This window comes from Enterobacter cloacae complex sp. 394F7, from assembly GCF_057320385.1.
In genome coordinates this window covers 16,023-36,116 of the sequence record NZ_JBXWCS010000005.1, presented here as the reverse complement: position 1 = coordinate 36,116, position 20,094 = coordinate 16,023, and the positions used below count along the sequence as shown (strand labels likewise).

17 protein-coding genes and 6 tRNA genes are annotated in these 20,094 nt (G+C 52.9%); 14 read left to right on the top strand and 9 right to left on the bottom strand.

Features of this window, described 5'->3' with window-relative positions:
- The first annotated feature begins 158 nt into the window (after nucleotides 1-158).
- A complete protein-coding gene (ypdK, locus tag AC2FAK_RS09100; protein ID WP_099458937.1) occupies nucleotides 159-230 on the top strand; it encodes a membrane protein YpdK in 72 nt (23 codons plus the stop codon).
- A gap of 55 nt (nucleotides 231-285) precedes the next feature.
- Here ypdK and alaC read toward each other — a convergent pair whose 3' ends face one another.
- Nucleotides 286-1,521 (bottom strand): alanine transaminase, encoded by a 1,236-nt coding sequence (gene alaC, locus AC2FAK_RS09095; RefSeq protein ID WP_045903403.1) that lies wholly within the window; start codon nucleotides 1,519-1,521, stop codon nucleotides 286-288.
- 386 nt (nucleotides 1,522-1,907) lie between these two features.
- Here alaC and AC2FAK_RS09090 point away from each other — a divergent pair, with 386 nt between their 5' ends.
- Both AC2FAK_RS09090 and AC2FAK_RS09085 read left to right on the top strand, forming a co-directional pair.
- Entirely contained in the window at nucleotides 1,908-3,605 is a 1,698-nt protein-coding gene (locus AC2FAK_RS09090; RefSeq protein ID WP_032618314.1) for a sensor histidine kinase, read from the top strand.
- A 13-nt stretch (nucleotides 3,606-3,618) separates the two neighbouring features.
- Complete coding sequence (locus AC2FAK_RS09085; protein ID WP_013098180.1) at nucleotides 3,619-4,350, top strand: LytR/AlgR family response regulator transcription factor; 732 nt, start codon at nucleotides 3,619-3,621, stop codon at nucleotides 4,348-4,350.
- Nucleotides 4,351-4,381: 31 nt separating this feature from the next.
- On the opposite strand, the gene glk is transcribed toward AC2FAK_RS09085, so the two are convergent.
- Nucleotides 4,382-5,347, bottom strand: a complete 966-nt coding sequence (glk, locus tag AC2FAK_RS09080; RefSeq protein WP_320736890.1) for a glucokinase — start codon at nucleotides 5,345-5,347, stop codon at nucleotides 4,382-4,384.
- Nucleotides 5,348-5,552: 205 nt separating this feature from the next.
- On the opposite strand from glk, the gene AC2FAK_RS09075 reads away from it, so the two are divergent.
- Nucleotides 5,553-6,788, top strand: coding sequence for an ion channel protein (locus AC2FAK_RS09075; RefSeq protein ID WP_029881751.1), 1,236 nt, complete (start codon nucleotides 5,553-5,555; stop codon nucleotides 6,786-6,788).
- On the opposite strand, the gene ipdC is transcribed toward AC2FAK_RS09075, so the two are convergent.
- Nucleotides 6,789-8,447: an indolepyruvate decarboxylase gene (gene ipdC / locus AC2FAK_RS09070; RefSeq protein WP_095455051.1), complete on the bottom strand. Its 1,659-nt coding sequence runs from the start codon at nucleotides 8,445-8,447 to the stop codon at nucleotides 6,789-6,791.
- A gap of 184 nt (nucleotides 8,448-8,631) precedes the next feature.
- Here ipdC and mgrA point away from each other — a divergent pair, with 184 nt between their 5' ends.
- Both mgrA and AC2FAK_RS09060 read left to right on the top strand, forming a co-directional pair.
- Nucleotides 8,632-9,630 carry an L-glyceraldehyde 3-phosphate reductase gene (gene mgrA, locus AC2FAK_RS09065; RefSeq protein WP_038984364.1) on the top strand — a complete coding sequence of 333 codons (999 nt, stop codon included), beginning with the start codon at nucleotides 8,632-8,634 and terminating at the stop codon, nucleotides 9,628-9,630.
- A gap of 125 nt (nucleotides 9,631-9,755) precedes the next feature.
- A complete protein-coding gene (locus tag AC2FAK_RS09060; RefSeq protein WP_095455052.1) occupies nucleotides 9,756-10,112 on the top strand; it encodes a DUF2502 domain-containing protein in 357 nt (118 codons plus the stop codon).
- Between the two features lie 33 nt (nucleotides 10,113-10,145).
- Here AC2FAK_RS09060 and AC2FAK_RS09055 read toward each other — a convergent pair whose 3' ends face one another.
- Nucleotides 10,146-11,384 (bottom strand): Nramp family divalent metal transporter, encoded by a 1,239-nt coding sequence (locus AC2FAK_RS09055; RefSeq protein ID WP_038984362.1) that lies wholly within the window; start codon nucleotides 11,382-11,384, stop codon nucleotides 10,146-10,148.
- A 349-nt stretch (nucleotides 11,385-11,733) separates the two neighbouring features.
- On the opposite strand from AC2FAK_RS09055, the gene AC2FAK_RS09050 reads away from it, so the two are divergent.
- Entirely contained in the window at nucleotides 11,734-12,921 is a 1,188-nt protein-coding gene (locus AC2FAK_RS09050) for a NupC/NupG family nucleoside CNT transporter (RefSeq protein ID WP_013098187.1), read from the top strand.
- A 44-nt stretch (nucleotides 12,922-12,965) separates the two neighbouring features.
- Here AC2FAK_RS09050 and AC2FAK_RS09045 read toward each other — a convergent pair whose 3' ends face one another.
- The 3 genes from AC2FAK_RS09045 to AC2FAK_RS09035 form a co-directional block, all read right to left on the bottom strand.
- On the bottom strand, nucleotides 12,966-15,155 hold the full coding sequence (locus AC2FAK_RS09045; RefSeq protein ID WP_095455053.1) for an EAL domain-containing protein: 2,190 nt from the start codon (nucleotides 15,153-15,155) through the stop codon (nucleotides 12,966-12,968).
- 214 nt (nucleotides 15,156-15,369) lie between these two features.
- Nucleotides 15,370-15,445, bottom strand: a tRNA-Ala gene (locus AC2FAK_RS09040).
- Nucleotides 15,446-15,486: 41 nt separating this feature from the next.
- Nucleotides 15,487-15,562 (bottom strand) — tRNA-Ala (locus tag AC2FAK_RS09035).
- 217 nt (nucleotides 15,563-15,779) lie between these two features.
- On the opposite strand from AC2FAK_RS09035, the gene AC2FAK_RS09030 reads away from it, so the two are divergent.
- Together AC2FAK_RS09030 and AC2FAK_RS09025 are read left to right on the top strand one after the other, a co-directional pair.
- Nucleotides 15,780-16,142, top strand: a complete 363-nt coding sequence (locus tag AC2FAK_RS09030) for a YfeC-like transcriptional regulator (RefSeq protein WP_020690601.1) — start codon at nucleotides 15,780-15,782, stop codon at nucleotides 16,140-16,142.
- A gap of 1 nt (nucleotide 16,143) precedes the next feature.
- Nucleotides 16,144-16,539, top strand: coding sequence for a YfeC-like transcriptional regulator (locus AC2FAK_RS09025; protein ID WP_095455054.1), 396 nt, complete (start codon nucleotides 16,144-16,146; stop codon nucleotides 16,537-16,539).
- A 43-nt stretch (nucleotides 16,540-16,582) separates the two neighbouring features.
- Here AC2FAK_RS09025 and gltX read toward each other — a convergent pair whose 3' ends face one another.
- The gene (gene gltX, locus AC2FAK_RS09020; RefSeq protein WP_040022334.1) at nucleotides 16,583-17,998 is read right to left on the bottom strand and encodes a glutamate--tRNA ligase; all 1,416 of its coding nucleotides are present in this window, start codon (nucleotides 17,996-17,998) and stop codon (nucleotides 16,583-16,585) included.
- A gap of 258 nt (nucleotides 17,999-18,256) precedes the next feature.
- Here gltX and AC2FAK_RS09015 point away from each other — a divergent pair.
- From AC2FAK_RS09015 to AC2FAK_RS08995, 5 genes are all read left to right on the top strand, one after another.
- Nucleotides 18,257-18,332 (top strand) — tRNA-Val (locus AC2FAK_RS09015).
- A gap of 42 nt (nucleotides 18,333-18,374) precedes the next feature.
- Nucleotides 18,375-18,450, top strand: a tRNA-Val gene (locus AC2FAK_RS09010).
- A 29-nt stretch (nucleotides 18,451-18,479) separates the two neighbouring features.
- Nucleotides 18,480-18,555: transfer RNA gene (locus AC2FAK_RS09005), tRNA-Val, on the top strand.
- 4 nt (nucleotides 18,556-18,559) lie between these two features.
- Nucleotides 18,560-18,635 (top strand) — tRNA-Lys (locus tag AC2FAK_RS09000).
- A gap of 180 nt (nucleotides 18,636-18,815) precedes the next feature.
- Nucleotides 18,816-19,157, top strand: a complete 342-nt coding sequence (locus tag AC2FAK_RS08995) for a FlxA-like family protein (RefSeq protein ID WP_013098192.1) — start codon at nucleotides 18,816-18,818, stop codon at nucleotides 19,155-19,157.
- On the opposite strand, the gene AC2FAK_RS08990 is transcribed toward AC2FAK_RS08995, so the two are convergent.
- The gene (locus tag AC2FAK_RS08990) at nucleotides 19,154-20,089 is read right to left on the bottom strand and encodes a LysR family transcriptional regulator (protein ID WP_013098193.1); all 936 of its coding nucleotides are present in this window, start codon (nucleotides 20,087-20,089) and stop codon (nucleotides 19,154-19,156) included. The genes AC2FAK_RS08995 and AC2FAK_RS08990 overlap by 4 nt on opposite strands.
- Nucleotides 20,090-20,094 lie beyond the last annotated feature (5 nt).

The following is a 20,094-nucleotide window of genomic DNA, read 5'->3' as shown; positions in this document are numbered from 1 at the left end:
TTAGCGCCGTCTGGCAACAGGAAAGCACAGAATTCTGAGCTGGAGTTTGCATCGTAACGGGATAATTCTCATTTCCGTCTCAGGCAAATGTCAGTTCTCTATAATCAGGTGGACTCTGTTTTTAAGTGCGTACCAGAAGATACGCGGAGCGATGAAACGTGAAATATTTCTTTATGGGCATTTCGGTGATTGTTTTAGTGTGGGCCGGAACCTTCGCCCTGATGATCTAGCGAAGAACATGCAGTCAAAAAAACAGGAGCCGTTGGCTCCTGTTTTTTTATGTCATTAAGATTCGTGCTGTTCAGCGGCACTCTTTGATGCGAGAAGCCCGTCGGCGCGGAACATACTCTTAATGCCCCTCACCGCCTGACGAATACGGTCGCTGTTTTCAATCAGCGCGAACCGTACATGGGTATCGCCATAATCACCGAAGCCAATGCCCGGCGAGACGCAGACTTTCGCGTCCTGCAACAGCTTTTTGGCAAACTCCAGTGACCCCATCGCCGCGTAAGGCTCAGGGATTTTTGCCCAGACATACATTGACGCTTTCGGCATTTCCACCATCCAGCCAGCCTCATGCAGCCCTTTCACCAGCACATCGCGACGGCGTTTATACTGGGCGGCAATATCATGAACACACTGCTGATCGCCTTCCAGCGCGGCGATAGCGGCCACCTGCAATGGGGTAAAAGTGCCGTAATCGTGGTAACTCTTAATACGCGCCAGTGCACTCACCAGCGTTTTGTTACCCACCATAAAGCCAATACGCCACCCCGCCATGTTGTAGCTTTTCGACAGGGTAAAGAATTCCACCGCCACATCACGTGCGCCCGGAACCTGCATAATGGAAGGCGCTTTCCAGCCGTCGTACACAATATCGGCGTAGGCTAAGTCGTGTACCACCAGCACATCGTAACGCTTCGCCAGTGCGACGACTTTCTCAAAGAAGTCGAGTTCTACACACTGCGCCGTAGGGTTAGACGGGAAGCCGAGGATCATCATCTTCGGTTTCGGATAGCTTTCGCGAATCGCACGTTCCAGCTCGTTAAAGAAATCGACCCCTTCCACCAGCGGCACAGAGCGAACCTGCGCCCCGGCAATCACCGCGCCGTAAATATGGATGGGATAGCTTGGATTAGGCACCAGCACCGTATCACCATGATCCAGCGTAGCCAACATCAGGTGCGCCAGCCCCTCTTTCGAGCCAATGGTGACAATGGCTTCACTTTCCGGATCGATGTCAACCTGATAGCGATCCCGGTACCAGCGAGAGATCGCGCGACGTAATCGAGGAATGCCGCGAGAGGTGGAGTAACCGTGCGTATCCGGGCGCTGGGCGACCGTGCAGAGCTTCTCAACAATATGCGCAGGCGTTGGGCCGTCAGGGTTACCCATGCTGAAATCGATAATATCTTCGCCGCGACGACGCGCAGCCATCTTCAGTTCAGCAGTGATATTGAAAACATAAGGGGGGAGACGATCGATACGCGTAAAACGGCGTTCAGGACTGAATTCAGCCATAGATTCCTCAGATTAACGTTAGCGCCCGGACCGTCCGAGCGACGCTGCCACTTATGTGGCGTGTTTAGAAAATAACCTGAAAAAAAACATGCTGTCGAGGGGTTAAGCAAAAAAAAGATGTCGCGTTAAAAACGGGAACCTTCAGATACCGAAAGCGGAAGCGTTCCTGCTTATTGTGCAATTTTAATACCCAGTATTTAACATGATGATATCAAAGCTGTTACCTTGCCGTTCTCCAGGAGTAAAAAAACTGGCATCTTCAGGAAGCCACTCTCAATCCCCTTTGAAGATTATGGTTTTTCCTCATTTGATAAACCCGACGGATAGCTGGTCAACAGGCGTCAGGTTTTTTATCATTGGGCTTTCCTCTTTTCGCTGGTCGACTCGTGCACGAAATATTCGATATGCTGCTGGCGGTTTTTGACCGTGCGGCATTAATGCTGATTTGCCTGTTTTTCCTCATTCGTATTCGCCTGTTCCGCGAGCTTTTGCACAAGTCCGCCCACTCGGCAAAAGAGCTGCTGGCCGTTACCGCCATCTTTTCACTGTTCGCCCTGTTCAGCACCTGGTCCGGGGTGCCGGTAGAAGGGTCGCTGGTCAACGTGCGTGTTATCGCCGTGATGTCCGGTGGGATCTTGTTTGGCCCCTGGGTGGGCATTATTACGGGTCTCATTGCCGGGACACATCGTTACCTGATAGATATCGGCGGCGTGACGGCGGTGCCGTGTTTTATCACCAGCATCATCGCCGGTGTCCTTTCCGGCTGGATTAACCGCAAAATACCGAAAAAGCAGCACTGGCGCGCCGGGATCATCGCGGGCATGCTGTGCGAAACGCTGACCATGGTTCTGGTGGTCGTCTGGGCTCCCACCATCGCGCTGGGGCTGGATATTGTCTCTAAAATCGGTATTCCGATGATCCTCGGCAGCGTCTGTATCGGTTTTATCGTGCTGCTGGTGCAAAGCGTTGAAGGGGAAAAAGAGGCCAGCGCCGCACGTCAGGCCAAGCTGGCGCTGGATATCGCCAACAAAACGCTCCCGCTCTTCCGCCATGTTAACGCCGAATCCTTACGTCAGGTCTGCGATATCATCCGTCGCGATATTCATGCCGATGCCGTGGCCATTACCAATATCGACCACGTCCTGGCCTATGTTGGCGTGGGTGAGCATAACTATCAGGACAGTGATGACACCATCAGCCCCACCACCAGGCAGGCGATCAATTACGGTAAAATCATCATTAAAAACAATGATGAAGCCCACAGAACCCCAGAAATTCACTCCATGCTGGTGATCCCGCTGTGGGAGAAAGGCGTGGTGACAGGAACCCTAAAAATTTACTACTGCCACGCGCACCAGATCACCTCCTCCCTGCAGGAGATGGCCATCGGGCTGTCGCAGATTATCTCTACCCAGCTGGAGGTCTCCCGCGCGGAACAGCTGCGCGAGATGGCAAATAAGGCAGAGCTGCGCGCGCTGCAAAGTAAAATTAATCCTCATTTTCTGTTTAACGCGCTGAATGCGATCTCCTCGTCCATTCGACTTAATCCGGATACCGCACGTCAGCTGATTTTCAATCTGTCACGCTACCTGCGCTACAACATTGAGCTAAAAGATGACGAGCAGATCGACATTAAAAAAGAGCTTTATCAGATCAAGGATTACATTGCGATTGAGCAGGCGCGCTTTGGTGACAAACTGACGGTCATTTACGATATTGATGAAGAGGTCAATTGTGTGATCCCAAGCCTGCTGATCCAGCCGCTGGTTGAGAACGCTATCGTCCATGGGATTCAGCCGTGTAAAGGGAAAGGGGTGGTGACCATCAGCGTGACCGAAAGCGGCAACCGCGTGCGGATTGCCGTGCGCGATACCGGCCACGGAATTGATCCTAAAGTCATTGAGCGCGTTGAGGCCAACGAGATGCCGGGGAATAAGATTGGGCTGCTGAATGTCCACCACCGGGTCAAACTGCTGTACGGCGACGGGCTGCATATTCAGCGCCTTGAACCGGGCACCGAGATCGCCTTTTATATTCCGAATGAACGCTCTCCCGTTCATGCGTCTACATCCCTGTTGCCTTAGGCCGGAGTAACCCGTGAAAGTGATCATTGTAGAAGATGAGTTTCTGGCTCAACAGGAGCTGAGCTGGCTCATCAAAACGCACAGTCAGATGGAGATCGTGGGCACGTTTGACGATGGTCTGGACGTGCTGAAGTTTTTGCAGCATAACCGCGTTGACGCCATTTTTCTTGATATCAACATTCCATCACTGGATGGCGTATTACTGGCGCAAAACATCAATCAGTTTGCCCATAAGCCGTTTATTGTTTTCGTCACCGCCTGGAAGGAGCATGCGGTTGAAGCCTTCGAGCTGGAGGCGTTTGACTATATCCTTAAGCCTTACCAGGAGTCGCGCATCGTCACTATGCTGCAAAAGCTGGAGGCCGCGTGGCAACAGCAGAACGCCCCTGTCACCGCAAGCCCCGCAGTACGTGAGAACGACACGATTAACCTGGTGAAAGATGAACGTATCATCGTGACGCCGGTTAACGATATCTACTATGCCGAAGCCCATGAAAAGATGACATTTGTCTATACGCGGCGGGAATCGTACGTGATGGCGATGAACATTACCGAGTTTTGCAGCAAGCTGCCGACAGCGCATTTCTTCCGCTGTCACCGCTCGTTTTGTGTGAATTTAAACAAGATCCGCGAGATCGAGCCGTGGTTTAACAATACCTACATTTTGCGCCTGAAGGATCTTGATTTTCAGGTGCCAGTGAGCCGCAGCAAGGTCAAAGAGTTCCGCCAGTTAATGCACCTGTAAATCCCCTCTCCCGCAAGAGAGGGGCTGGGTTTTAGAGGATCTGGCCGAGCACCTGACGCAGGTGGGCGCCCGAGCCAAGTAAACCCGGGTTGTCGTGCACAATCAGATAAACAGGAATGTCCTGCACGTAGCTTTTAAAACGTCCTTTGTCTTCGAACCCGCCGCGGAAGCCTGATGCTTTGAAGAACTCCAGGAAGCGCGGCACAATGCCACCGGCAATGTAAACGCCACCGAAGGTGCCGAGCGTAAGCGCCAGGTTGCCACCAAAACGCCCCATGATCACGCAGAACAGCGACAGCGCGCGACGGCAGTCGATGCAGCTGTCTGCCAGTGCGCGCTCGGTCACGTCTTTCGGCTGCAGATTTTCCGGCAGACGGCCGTCAGACTTCACAATCGCACGATACAGGTTTACCAGCCCCGGGCCGGAAAGCACGCGCTCAGCCGACACGTGGCCGATCTCAGCGCGTAGCTCTTCCAGAATAATGCCCTCTTCTTCACTGTTCGGCGCAAAATCCACGTGGCCACCTTCACCCGGCAGACTCACCCAGCGCTTATCAACATGAACCAGATGCGAAACGCCCAGCCCCGTACCGGCACCGTAAACGGCAATCGGCTTGCCTTCTACCGGTGCAGTACCGCCAAACTGAGTCAGATGCTCTGGCTTCAGCATCGGGATGGCCATCGACACAGCAGTAAAGTCGTTGATGATTTCCAGATGTGCAAAGCCGAGGTTCTTTTTCATCTCGGCGATGGAAAATGCCCAGGTATGGTTGGTCATCGCGACCCAGTCGCCGGTAATCGGGCAGGCAATCGCGATACAGCCATCGTCAACTCTGACCTTGTGCTCTTCCAGATAGACGCGTACAACGGCCTCAAGGCTGGGGTAATCCAGCCCTGAATAGGTTTTCGCCTGGGAAATTTCACCGCTACTTACATCGCATAATGCCAGGCGCGCGTTAGTGCCGCCCACATCTCCTACCAAAGCATACTTTGTCATTCTTCTACTGCTCCGCTAAAGTCAGAATAAATCTTTGGAACACTGTAAATTCAAGGCGTGATAACAACAACGACCGGAAGGTGAATGCCCCGGGATTATCGATCTTCGTCACAGAATAACTTTACCGTTTCAGCACCTTTTGCACTATTGCCACAATGCTGATTGTGCAAAGTAACGTAATACCTTTTTGTACAAGGAAATTATCATGCTCCACCCGCGAGCCAGAACCATGCTGTTGCTGGCAATCCCGGCCTTAATTATTGGTATTGTCTCAAGCCTGGTGCTTATCGTCGTGATGAAAGTCGCCTCGGTGCTGCAAACGATGTTATGGACGGCGCTTCCGGCTCAGGTGGGTATCAGCGTTGATTCGCCGGCATGGATCATTATGATGCTGACCCTGACGGGGGTTGCGGTGGGTCTGGTGATCCGCTTTAGCCCAGGGCACGCCGGGCCTGATCCGGCGCTGGAACCGCTGATTGGTGCTCCGGTCGCACCTGCAGCGCTGCCAGGGCTCATTATCGCGTTGATTATCGGTCTGGCGGGCGGCGTTAGCCTGGGGCCGGAACACCCGATCATGGCGGTCAACATCGGTCTGGCGGTGTATCTCGGCTCACGCATTTTACCCCGCGTCGGGGCCCTGGACTGGACGATTCTGGCATCGGCCGGCACCATTGGCGCGCTCTTCGGCACGCCGGTCGCGGCCGCGCTGATTTTCTCGCAGACGCTTTCCAGCAATAACGACGTGCCGCTCTGGGATAAACTCTTTGCGCCACTGATGGCCGCCGCGGCCGGTGCGCTCACCACCAGTCTGTTTTTCAATCCACACTTCTCGCTCTCCCTTCCCCACTACGGCCAGATGCAGATAGCCGATATCTTCAGCGGTGCGGTTGTGGTCGCTATTGCCATTGCGCTGGGGATGATCGCCGTATGGTGTCTGCCGCGTCTGCACCGGCTGGTGCATAAGCTCAAACATCCGGTGCTTATCCTCGGGGTCGGCGGATTGATCCTCGGCATTTTAGGGGCCATCGGCGGTAAGGTAACGCTGTTTAAAGGTCTGGATGAGATGCAACAGCTGGCCTTCAGTCAGGTGTTTAGCGTGTCCGATTATTTGCTGTTTGCGCTCATAAAGCTGGCTGCGCTGGTGGTGGCGGCAGCGTGCGGTTTCCGTGGCGGACGGATTTTCCCGGCGGTCTTTGTTGGCGTCGCGTTGGGGCTGATGCTGCATGAACATGTGGATGCGGTTCCGGCGGCGATTACCGTCTCTTGCTCTATTCTGGGGCTGGTATTGGTGGTGACGCGTGATGCCTGGCTGAGCCTGTTTATGGCCGCGGTGGTGGTTCCGGATACTACTCTCATCCCGTTACTTTGCATCGTGATGTTGCCCGCCTGGCTCCTGCTGGCGGGCAAACCGATGATGATGGCCTGGCGTAACGACAAGTGATCAGGCGTTGTTACGCGCTTCCAGCGCTTTGGTAATCGCCCCTAACAGCGGCGGGATATCCGCTTTGGGTAGCATCACTTCAATCAGTGATAGCCGCTCGTGGTGTGCCACTTTTTCGAGCACCTCCGCCAGCTGTTCCGCTTCACTGACCCGCCAGCACTGTGCCTGAGGATCCAGGCTCAGTGCCTGCGGAATTTGCGTCCAGTTCCATAAGGCAATGTCGTTATAGCGCTGTTCCGGTCCATGAATGGCCCTTTCTACGGTGTACCCTTCATTGTTGAGCACCAGGATAATGGGGTGCTGTTTATCACGCAGCATCGAGCCCAGTTCCTGAATGGTCAACTGCGCGGCGCCATCCCCCGTGAGCACAATGACGCGCCGGTCTGGACAGGCGGTTTGGGCACCATACGCCGCGGCCAGGGTGTAGCCAATGGAGCCCCACAGCGGCTGGACGATAAAATTCACATCTGCCGGCAGACGCAAATCGATCGCACCAAAGGCTGACGTTCCCTGGTCGGCAAGAATAATGTCACCCGGACGAATAAAGGTTTGCAGGGTGCTCCAGAAATTCTCCTGAGTGAGCGAGCCCTCGGATTGCGGGAAGGCGATACCGCTGTGAGAGACTGGCACCAGGGTATCGTGGACATACTGTTTGCAGAGAGCCACCAGCGTCTCGATCGCGTCAGACATAGGGATACCGGTAAACCAGACATCCCCCACCCGTGCGGCATGGGGCTGCACTTCTATCGTTTGCGCCTGCGTCAGCTGATGGGTAAACCCCGCCGTCAGGGTATCAGTAAAACGCGTGCCAATGCACAGTACCGTATCTGCCCCTTCGATGGCCTCTTTTACCGCCCCGACGCTTGCCGAACCACTGTACGTGCCATAAAAACCGGGCTGGCGTTCGTCAAAAATGCCCTTGCCCATCAGCATGGTGGCGTGGGCAATGGGCACCTCTTTCACCCATTTCTGCAGGGCATGTTTCATGCCGTGGCGCATGACCAGGAAATCGGCCAACAGCGCGGTACGCTTGCTTGTTTTCAGCCTGCTCTCGGCGGCTTCTCGGAACGCTTTCAGGCAGGCGTTATCGGCATGCGCGGTCTTAAACGTGAGAGCGTTTACAGGCAGCGTGGCTGATTTTTTAGCCACATCAGCTGGCAGCATCAGGTAGCCTGGACGTCGCTCCCGCAGCATGGTTGTTAATACTCTGTCGATTTCGTAGCAGGCGTTTTGTTCGGTCAGGATCGCCTGCGCGACCGTGATCGGTTCACTCATATGGTAGAAGTGGCGGAACTCACCATCACCCAGCGTGTGGTGCAGCAGCTCCCCTTTTTGCTGTGAGGCCGTACCCGGTGCCCCCACAATGTGTAACACCGGAACATGCTCGGCAAAGCTGCCGGCCATGCCGTTCATGGCACTTAATTCCCCTACGCCAAATGTTGTCAGCAGCGCGGCAAAGCCCTTACATCGGGCATATCCGTCAGCGGCATAAGATGCGTTTAGCTCATTGGCACAGCCCACCCAACAGATATCCGGGCTGTCGATGACATGATCGAGAAACTGCAGGTTATAGTCGCCCGGCACGCCAAACAGATGATCGGCACCACAATCTGTAAGACGGTCCAGCAGGTAATCGGCGACGCAGTACGGGGTTCGCATAACAGGTGTCCTTCTGACGTTGACCTCACTTTGAGTATTAAATAAGCGTGATGGCTGTCCAGAAATGGCAGAAAGAAGAGTATGGAAAGAATGCTTTACAAAAAAGGCTGCGCTATGCTCTGTTTTTTCGCATCAGTGTAAACGCATACACTGTTCTTACTTTTTAGCGCCAGAGGTCATGAGAATGCACTATCAGCCAGATAAAAACCGTTATCAGACAATGCTGTATCGTCGCTGTGGGCAAAGTGGTGTTAAATTACCCGCCGTCTCTCTTGGGCTCTGGCACAACTTCGGTGACGCCACGCTTATCGAAAACAGCCGTCAACTTTTACAGCGCGCGTTTGATCTTGGTATTACACACTTCGACCTTGCCAATAACTATGGTCCGCCTCCCGGTTCCGCCGAGCGCAATTTCGGCCGCATTTTGCAGGAAGATTTTCTGCCGTGGCGCGATGAACTGATCATCTCGACGAAAGCGGGCTATACCATGTGGGACGGCCCTTACGGTGACTGGGGATCGCGCAAATATCTCATCGCAAGCCTGAATCAAAGTCTGAAACGTATGGGGCTTGAGTATGTTGATATCTTCTATCACCACCGTCCTGACCCGGAAACGCCGCTGCAGGAGACAATGAAAGCGCTTGACCATCTGGTGCGTCAGGGGAAAGCCCTGTATGTCGGTTTGTCCAATTACCCGGCCGAGCTTGCACGGCAGGCTATCGACATACTCCATGACCTCGGCACGCCGTGTCTGATCCATCAGCCGAAATATTCAATGTTTGAACGTGCTCCGGAAGCGGGCTTGCTGGACGTTTTGCAGGAAAAAGGTGTCGGCTGCATTCCGTTCTCGCCGCTGGCGGGTGGTCAACTGACCGATCGTTATCTGAACGGCATTCCGGCGGACTCCCGTGCCGCAAGCGGGAGTAAGTTCCTGAACCCGGATCAGATAACCCAGGAGAAACTGGAAAAAGTCAGAAGACTGAACGCGCTGGCAGAAAGCCGGGGACAGAAGCTGTCTCAGATGGCGCTGGCCTGGATTTTGCGCCACGAGGCGGTAACTTCCGTACTGATTGGCGCCAGTAAAACCGGGCAAATAGACGATGCAGTAGGCATGCTGGAGAACCGCCATTTCACGGCGGAAGAGCTTGCCACCATTGACGGGATCCTGAATAGCTCAAAATAAATCCTGTTTTAGCAAAAAGTGCTATCACGTCTGAATTCGGAGTTGAGGCGATGAAACGAGGCTTTCCCAACTCGTAAAATTGCGTTAACAGGCCCCCTAAGGCCCCGATCGTGAAGGAGAAGAGTATGTTCAGGTCACTGATTCTTGCAGCGGTATTACTGGCTTCGGCCCCGCTGGTCGCCACTGCTGGCGAAATCACCCTGTTGCCATCAGTAAAATTACAAATTGGCGATCGTGACGACTACGGCAGATACTGGGACGGTGGCTACTGGCGCGACCGTGACTACTGGCACCGTCACTATGAGTGGCGCGGCGACCGCTGGTGGAAACATGATAATGGTTTGCACCGCGGCTGGTACAAAAACAACGCCTACGAGCGTGGTTATCGCGAAGGCTGGAACGACCGTGATGACCGCCGTGGCGGCTGGGATCGCGGCGGTAAAGGTCGCGGTGGACATGGTCACGGCTACGGTCGTCACTAATCTAAAAAAGGAGCCTCCCGGCTCCTTTTTCTTTTATAACCCCAATGCCGTGCCTATCAGTAACCACAGGTTCAGCGCCACTACCACAACCACGATGACCCATCCGGTCCGTTTCACCAGCGTGGTGTTAACCAGTTCGCCCATCAGATGTTTGTTGCTGGTAAAGATCAGCAGCGGCACCAGCGCAAGTGCGATTCCGAAGCTCAGCAGCACCTGGCTCATGACCAGAATGCGTGTTGGATCCAGCCCCATCAGGATCACCACAAATGACGGCAACATTGTGACGGTGCGACGTACCCACAGCGGTATATGGAAGCGGACGAACCCCTGCATGACCACCTGCCCGGCCAGTGTTCCTACCACCGTAGAGGAGAGACCTGCCGCCACCAGGCTTAAGCCAAATATGGTCGCAGCCGCATGGCTCAGTAACGGCTCCAGCGTCAGATAGGCCTGATCGAGATCGGCAATGCCGGTGTGACCGTTAAAGTGGAACGCTGCGGCAGCGGTAGCCATCATCGCCAGATTCACAAAACCGGCAATCGTCATGGCGATAGCCACATCCCATTTGGTTGCCGAATAGCGTTCTTTGCGCGTCCCCCCGTGCAGGTGCTGGGTTAGCGAGGAGTGAAGGTAAATCACATGTGGCATGATGGTCGCCCCCAGCACCCCGGCAGCGAGGAACACCGCTTCAGAGGTTGGCAGGCTTGGGATAACCATCCCTTTACCGAGCTGCGCCAGGTTTGGCTGCGAGAAAATCAGTTCGACAATATAGGCCGCAGCGACAAACAGCAGCAGGCCGCCGATGACTTTTTCCAGCGGTTTTTGCCCCCGACGCTGCAGCATCAGAATAAGGAAGGTGGCAATGCCGGTAAGCACCGCCCCCTGCAGCAGTGATACGCCGAGGATCAGCTTGAAACCAATTGCCGCACCAATGAATTCGGCAAGATCGGTTGCCATCGCAATGATTTCCGCCTGGATCCAGTACAACCATACCGCCGGGCGCGGGTAATGATCGCGGATCTGTTCCGCCAGGTTTTTACCGGTGGCAATACCCAGTTTCGCGGAAAGCATCTGAATCAGCATAGCCATCAGGTTAGCCCAGACCACCACCCACAGAAGCTTATAGCCAAAGCTGGCCCCAGCCTGAATATTGGTCGCAAAATTGCCTGGATCGATATAGCCAATGGCAGCGATGAACGCAGGTCCCATTAATGCGAACCGCAACTTGCGCGCTGCTCTGCCACTGCTACCCTCTACGCGACTGTTTGTCATTTCTGCCTCTGAAATATAGCCTTTGCTATGTTTAATGCTATCAAAATGAGAATGATTATCAAGATCATTTGTAACGGTTGCAGTGATTTCTCTGATAGCTTTGAACGATAGACAGGCGGGTAAGCGGGGGCGCTCTAACAGAAACCGAAATCGCGCGCTCTTTTGTGAAGACTAGCACACAAACTTAACTTTTCACTCATTTACCTAACATAACAAAAATGTATTGTGGATCACTATTTTTGAGACTCGTCACAGGATGTAACTATAGTGTGTCCTTGATCTCGTTTTCTTTTCGGTTGTTACATAGAATGTGCACGAAAATTAAACCTGCCTCATATTTGGAGCAAATATGGACCGCGTCCTTCACTTTGTCCTGGCACTCGTTGTCGTTACTGCGCTTGCGTTGCTGGTCAGCCATGACCGTAAAAAAATCCGCATTCGCTTTGTTGTTCAGCTTCTCGTTATTGAAGTTTTGCTCGCGTGGTTCTTCCTGAACTCCAACGTGGGGCTTGGCTTCGTAAAAGGCTTCTCCGAAATGTTCGAAAAACTGCTCGGATTCGCCAACGAAGGGACGAACTTTGTCTTCGGTAAAATGAACGACGAAGGGCTGGCGTTCTTCTTCCTGAAAGTACTTTGCCCAATCGTCTTCATCTCTGCGCTGATTGGTATTCTGCAACACATCCGTGTTCTGCCGATTGTGATCCGCGCCATTGGTACCGTACTGTCCAAAGTTAACGGTATGGGTAAGCTGGAATCATTCAACGCCGTCAGCTCCCTGATTCTGGGCCAGTCAGAGAATTTTATCGCGTATAAAGATATTCTCGGCAAGATGTCCCGTAACCGTATGTACACCATGGCCGCAACAGCAATGTCCACCGTTTCCATGTCTATCGTGGGCGCGTATATGACCATGCTGGAACCAAAATATGTGGTTGCTGCTCTGGTGCTGAATATGTTCAGTACCTTTATCGTGCTGTCACTGATCAACCCATACCGTGTTGAGGAAGGCGAAGAGAACCTGCAGATGGCAAATCTGCACGAAGGTCAGAGCTTCTTTGAAATGCTGGGTGAATATATTCTGGCGGGCTTTAAAGTGGCGATTATCGTTGCCGCGATGCTGATCGGCTTCATCGCCCTGATCTCTGCCCTGAACGCCCTGTTCGCCGCGGTTCTGGGCATCTCCTTCCAGGGCATCCTGGGCTACATCTTCTACCCTGTTGCCTGGGTGATGGGTGTCCCTGCTCACGAAGCGCTGCAGGTTGGCAGTATCATGGCGACCAAACTGGTTTCTAACGAATTCGTTGCAATGATGGATCTGCAGAAAATCGCCAGCACGCTCTCTCCACGTGCGGAAGGCATCCTGTCCGTGTTCCTGGTTTCCTTCGCGAACTTCTCGTCCATCGGTATCATCGCCGGTGCGATTAAAGGTCTGAACGAAGAACAGGGTAACGTTGTTTCTCGCTTCGGTCTGAAACTGGTTTACGGCTCAACGCTGGTGAGCGTACTGTCAGCGTCTATCGCAGCACTGGTACTGTAACCCGTCACGTTATATGAGAACCGGGAGCCTGGCTCCCGGTTTTTTTATGCCTGCAGTGCGTCAAGCGGCGTCGGTTTGCCTATCAGGTATCCCTGCAGGTAATCCACACCAAAGCGCAGCAGCATGTCGCGTTGCGCCGGCGTCTCCACATATTCTGCCACCACACTCAGTGATTTGGTTTTTGCCAGATTACAAATCGACTGCACAATCATCGCGTCCATGTCGTCGGTACAGATATCTTTAACAAAGCAGCCATCTATTTTAATGATATCCGCCTGAAGGCGTCTGAGTCGTTCGTAGTTGGCATAGCCGGTACCAAAATCATCAATCGCGATACGGAACCCACGATCCCGCAGCTGCTGAAGGTTTTTGATACTGCTGCCAGAGTTCGAGAAGGCCTGCTCTTCCGTGATCTCAAGGACAACGTCCTGCGGCGCGATACCATAGTGTTCGAACAACACGCTAATCTCGGTAGCCACCTCTTTTTGCATCAGCGTCAGAGGCATCAGATTGACAGAAAAGCGAGTGCCACCCTGCGACGCAGGATGATCGCGCAACCACAACAGCAGTTTTTCCAGCACGCACATATCAAACCGGTGGCTCAGGTTAAACTGGGCAATCAGCGGGATGAAGCGGTCAGGCGTGATAATCTCTCCCTCGCTTTCCATGCGCGCCAGTATTTCGTAATAACCGCTGCCATCCGCTTTCTGGATTGGCTGGGCATATAAATGAAACTGACCGGCATCCAGGGCATGTTTAATACGCGCTAACATCAGCACCCGTTCTGTGGTTTGCCCCGATGCGGCCTCCAGGCTATTGGTGAGCGCGAGTACGTTATGCGCTCCGCATGACTGCTCGGCCAGCCAGCTCAGTTGGCCCAGCGTATGGTGCAAGTTCTCGCCGTTTTCGACCATTCCCCAGGATGCGCCAAACTCGATATCCAGCCCCGTGTTGTTCCAGTAAATTTTTCGGCTATTTAATTGATCGACCATATGCTGCAGCCGTTCAGCGGTTTCAGGCCCCAGCAATACAATGACCAGCTCGCTGCCTGGCAACTGGAAGAGCTTCTCATCTTTCTGCAACAGCGGCTGCAGGGAGGTGGTTACCCTACGTTTGCAATGCACCCGCATGAGAATGCCGTAGTGGCGACTTAAAAATTCCAGGTTGTCCATCCGCAGGCAGCAGATTTTTGCATCCGGCTGAGCCTGAAGAAACTCTTCCAGCGCCCGAATATTCGGTAAACCAGTCAGCGGGTCGGTCAGCGCCCTGTCCTGCCAGTCCTGCTTCAACCAGTTGCTTCGCTGGTAGAGCCGCGACATGTAAAGCAGACAGATAGCGAAAGAGATCAGCACAGACAGGATAAAGGAGAGTGAATGCCCAGATTCGACGCCATTAAGGAAGTTGTAGTTATAGGTCAACAGCAGCAGAGCGGATGCCGCCCACAGTAAAGAGATGAGCGCATAGCTGAGGCGACTGATGCCTAGCGTAAAGAGAATAAAAATGACTGGCATTAAATAGCCAGCAATAACCGGTGACTCAAATGGCGCACATAACACGGCAAGGGTGAAAATTAAAAAAGCCAGCCAGATGAATACATACAAAGATTTTTTATGAAAAAACACTGGCTTCACGCTCCGCAGCCAGAAGGTTCTGACATAGCGGGGATTAATTATCATTCTTAATGGATAATAGAACATCATGGTGAAAATCAACGCTGCGCATATCAAGCTTTGAATATCAACGATGTTATAAATTACGGTGCCTTCGCCAAAGAATGTTGAGATAGTCACGGGAAAATCAAATAAGCAGCCAGACAGATACATCAACCCTTTAATGCCTATCGGCACCATAAAGCCCAGCCAGAATATACGTTGCCCAATGTGTTTGTTCGGCACGCAGTGACGCCAGCGCTTGCCCAGCACAAGGCGCAGGACGCCACAGGCAGCAAAAACAGAAAACGTCTGACAGATCAATAATACTAAATATTGTAGTGGCGCTAAATTAATATTGTAGATGTTAGCAATAGTGAAACTTAAAAGAATGGGAATGATTGCCCGACGCCCAAATAACAAAATCACGGCCAGCATAACGCTTAACGGCAGCCATGCCAGATAAACATCATGACCATTTACTATAGCGCGTGGAGAGATATAACGGGAAAAGGGCACCGTAATCAAACACAGCGCCAGAGCAATCATAAATATCTTTACATTATTGTAAGTTTTTCTATTCATTAAGTTGGATAATCTGTTTTACCATGCAAATTATTGGCCGGACGGATAATAGGTTTATTAATTGCTCGAATCAAGTTGAAGTCCATTTATAGACTCGTTTATTGATTTGGATTGAGGCGAGGTATAGGAACGCTGCTAATTTGGCAACAAAAGAGGGTGAAGGTCGTTACAAAGACATAAAAAAACCCCCGTCTTTCGACGAGGGTTCAAATTTTGGTGGAGCTAAGCGGGATCGAACCGCTGACCTCTTGCATGCCATGCAAGCGCTCTCCCAGCTGAGCTATAGCCCCACATGTTACTTTACTTACCCTACTCTGTTGGGTTCAGAGTTTGGTGGAGCTAAGCGGGATCGAACCGCTGACCTCTTGCATGCCATGCAAGCGCTCTCCCAGCTGAGCTATAGCCCCATCGTAAAGCTGTCATGTTGACGGGCGGCATAATATGAATTCCGCTGCGGAGTGTCAACGGCAAAATCAATCACTGCCGTTCAATCGCCGAAAAATCATGCAAATGAACCACTTTGCGAGCCGCCTCGCAGTCAGGAGTTAAGCCTGTCACGTTTTCACCTAAAACGGTGCTATAAAATGAACCGTTAATTGACCCCACAAATATTCAGGAAATTGTATGATCAAGGAACGAATGACGCCAGAAGAGTTAGCCCTCCTCACTGGCTATAGCCGCCAGACCATCAATAAATGGGTACGCAAAGAGGGTTGGATTACATCGCCAAAACCGGGAGTTCAGGGCGGGAAAGCGCGCCTGGTACATGTGAACGAGAAAGTGCGTGACTTTATCCGCAGCGCGCGCCGGGCAACGGAAACCGCAGATATGCCGGAAAATGCGTTGCAAAACGGTTCTCTGCACACATTACTTCTGACGCTGGCGAATGAAATGACGCCGGAAGAGCAAAAGCAGATGACATCGCTGTTACTGCGGGAAGGGATTACCGGATTGTTGCAACGTTTAGGGATTCGCGACCATAACTGATATGAAAAGATTACGCAGCAAAATGACCACGGAAGAGCTGGCGAACAGCCTGGGTGTTGCCCGGCAAACCGTTAACCGCTGGATTCGTCAGCAGGGCTGGAAAACCGAAGGGATCAATGGCGTGAAAGGGGGACGGGCGCGGCTGATCCACATTGATGCTCGGGTGAAGGAGCATATCATGAACCTCCCTGCCATTCGCAACCGTCAGGCGGTTTACCACCTGGCAGAAGTAACGATGCCCTATGGCGATCCTGCGTCATCGAATCTGCTCGTGCAGATTGTCGACACACTTGAAAACATGACGCAGCTGGAACAGGAGCGACTGCATGTGTTGCTAAAACGCGAAGGCATCAGCGGTTTTCTTTCGCGCCTGGGTATTGCTGAATTACACGCATAAAAAAACGGCAGGTTACCCTGCCGTTTTTGCATCTCAGGCTGTTTTACTGCTGGTTTTCGCGTTCAGCAATAAATCCCAGAGCCTTGTTAATGCGCGCCACGCTGCGAGACTTACCGATCGCGTGAACGGTAACATCCAGCGCCGGAGACTGACCCGCACCGGTCACCGCTACGCGCAGTGGCATACCTACTTTACCCATACCGACTTCCAGTTCGTCAGCTGTAGCCTGAATCGCATGATGCACATTCTCGGCGGTCCACTCAGTGATGGCAGCCAGTTTGTCACGTACCACTTCCAGCGGCTGACGCGCAACAGGACGCAGATGTTTCTTCGCGGCATCCGCATCGAACTCATCAAACTCTTCATAGAAATAGCGGCAGCTTTCGGCGATCTCTTTCAGCGTCTTGCAACGCTCGCCGAGCAGTTTCACCAGGTCCGCCAGCTCAGGGCCAGTACGGGTATCAATATTGGCCTGCTCAATGTGCCACTGCAGGTAAGTCGCCACATATTCCGGCGGCATGGTATTGATGTAGTGGTGGTTCAGCCACAGCAGCTTGTCAGTGTTGAACGCACTGGCGGATTTGCTCACAGAGTTCAGAGAGAACAGATCGATCATCTCTTCGCGGCTGAAAATTTCCTGATCGCCATGAGCCCAGCCCAGACGCACCAGGTAGTTCAGCAGCGCTTCCGGCAGATAGCCGTCGTCGCGATACTGCATAACGCTGACCGCACCGTGACGTTTAGACAGCTTTTTACCGTCGTCACCGTTGATCATTGAAACGTGCGCATAGACCGGAACAGGGGCATTTAACGCTTTCAGAATGTTGATCTGGCGCGGGGTGTTATTGATATGGTCTTCGCCACGGATAACGTGAGTGATTTCCATGTCCCAGTCGTCCACCACCACGCAGAAGTTATAGGTTGGAGAACCGTCGGTACGGCGGATGATCAGGTCGTCCAGCTCCTGGTTGCTGAATTCGATTGGGCCACGGATCTGGTCGTCAAAAATAACAGAGCCGTCCTGTGGGTTAGCAAAACGCACCACGCAAGGTTCATCAGCGGCATGCTCGCTGTGGTCATGGCGGCAGCGGCCGTCGTAACGCGGCTTTTCGCCGTTCGCCATCTGCTCTTCACGTAGCGCATCCAGGCGCTCTTTAGAGCAATAGCATTTGTATGCCGTACCCGCGACCAGCATCTCGTCAATTACCGCGTTATAGCGGTCAAAACGTTTGGTCTGGAAGTAAGGACCTTCATCCCACTGCAGATTCAGCCAGTTCATCCCATCCATAATGGCTTCAATTGCTTCCGGCGTGGAGCGCTCGAGATCGGTGTCTTCAATACGCAGCACGAACTCACCTTTGTTGTGGCGTGCAAAAAGCCAGGAATAGAGAGCAGTACGTGCACCACCGACGTGCAGGTAGCCTGTCGGGCTGGGCGCGAAGCGAGTTTTGATTTTCATGAAATGGCCTTACGTTATAAAGATGCCGGCAATCGGCAAATCCTGGGGAAAAAACGATGGGCAATATTCTATCACTGTGCGGCGATTCCTCAATGTCGATCCCTTTATCGTGACCGAGTTTGCTGTTTTTGTTTAGAAATCATGCGCCACAGCCCATTTCACGATCGTTTTGTTTAATTTTACGACGAACGAATAAAAACTTTAGAAAATGCGTTGACTCATTTTCAACTCTCCCTATAATGCGACTCCACACAGCGGGGGTGATTAGCTCAGTTGGTAGAGCATCTCCTTTACACGGAGGGGGTCGGCGGTTCGAGCCCGTCATCACCCACCATCTACTTCACGTAGACTCGCAGTGTAGATAAGAATTGAGATTGGGCGATTAGCTCAGTTGGTAGAGCATCTCCTTTACACGGAGGGGGTCGGCGGTTCGAGCCCGTCATCGCCCACCATTCTCACCTTATCGCAGCAGTTCCGAAATGGGCGATTAGCTCAGTTGGTAGAGCATCTCCTTTACACGGAGGGGGTCGGCGGTTCGAGCCCGTCATCGCCCACCATTTCGGGTCGTTAGCTCAGTTGGTAGAGCAGTTGACTTTTAATCAATTGGTCGCAGGTTCGAATCCTGCACGACCCACCAATGTAAAAAAGCGCCCTAAAGGCGCTTTTTTGCTATCTGCGATATGGACGGTTCGAATCTTTTGCACAGAAACTTCCTGTAGCCGCTCCAGCCAGCCTAACGCCCTGCCAGATATAGCAGTTTTCCTCAAGCTCCCACCATCGGTGCCGATATCTCTGTTTTATGGTAAGAGGAAAGACTATGACGACCATTCAGACATCAACCCACCCTATTCAAACCAGTAACAGTGGTGGGAGTGCTTCCAGTGGCAACGATATTGCTGCCCAAATCAGCCGCATTACGGAGCAAATCACCAAACTGACTCAACAGCTAAAAGAGCTGCCAGAGAGTGCCGGCAGCCCGGAAGAGAAGAAAAAACAGCAGGAGCTCATTCAGGCACAGCTTAAAGTGCTGCAGACACAGCTTGCACAACTATTGCGCCAGCAGGCGGAAGAGGCCCAGAAGAAACAAGACCAGAAGCAGGGCAAAGTGGAAGGCGTAAACAACCCATCAGATGTCAATCAGATCGATATTTACATCTAATCATCTGCAGCATTAAACAGTGGGTCGCGTATGCGGGCTTCGGTTAACCGTTGCGCCTGGATACGCACCACTTCCCAGATAGCCTGTGCCGCCCCCGAAAGAGAACGATTTTTTCGTCGAACCAGCATCAGCTTTCTGTCAACCACCGGGGTCAACCGTCTTACAGCCAGCCGGCTCCCCTGTGGCAACGGCAGCGCCAGGGCAGGCAATACGCTGATCCCAATGCCTGCCTCAACCATAGGAAACAGCGTAGCCGGATGACCAATCTCCTGCACGATGGTTGCTTTTACCCCCTGAGCATTCAGCGCGGAGTCAATCAACGGACGGCTGCCCGATGCATAATCCTGTAAAACCAGTTTCGCGCCCTGCAGCGTCTGCCAGCTAACATGAGGCAGCATTGCCAGCGGATCGTCGTCCCGACAGAGCAGCAAAAAAGGCTCAGAAAGCACAATCTCACACTCCAGGTCACTCACCTGGCCGGGATCGATGACGATGCCAAAATCCACATCGCCCTGGCGGATGCTCTCCAGCACCCACTGTTGCGGCCTGTCGTGCAGCACAAAATCGATATCCGGATAGCGCTGGTTACCCTCAGCAATACACTGCGGAATAAGATGCGCCGAAATCGTCTGGCTTGCTGCCACCCGTACGGTGCCAGAAAGCTGCTGCCCCAGTCTCCCGACATCCCTGAGCGTGCTGTTCAGTTCATCCAGTAACCGCTCCAGTCGCAGCGCCAGCTGCTGTCCGGCTTCGGTTAATACCACTTCACGCGTGGTGCGGTCGAGTAGACGCACACCTGTCTGGAGTTCCAGTTCTTTCACACTGTGGCTCACGGCCGACTGGCTCAGGCCAATGATCTCCCCTGCCCGGCTGAAGCTGCGAGCATGGGCCACGGTGACAAAAACGCGAAGCTGACGTAAGGAATAATTCATCTGTT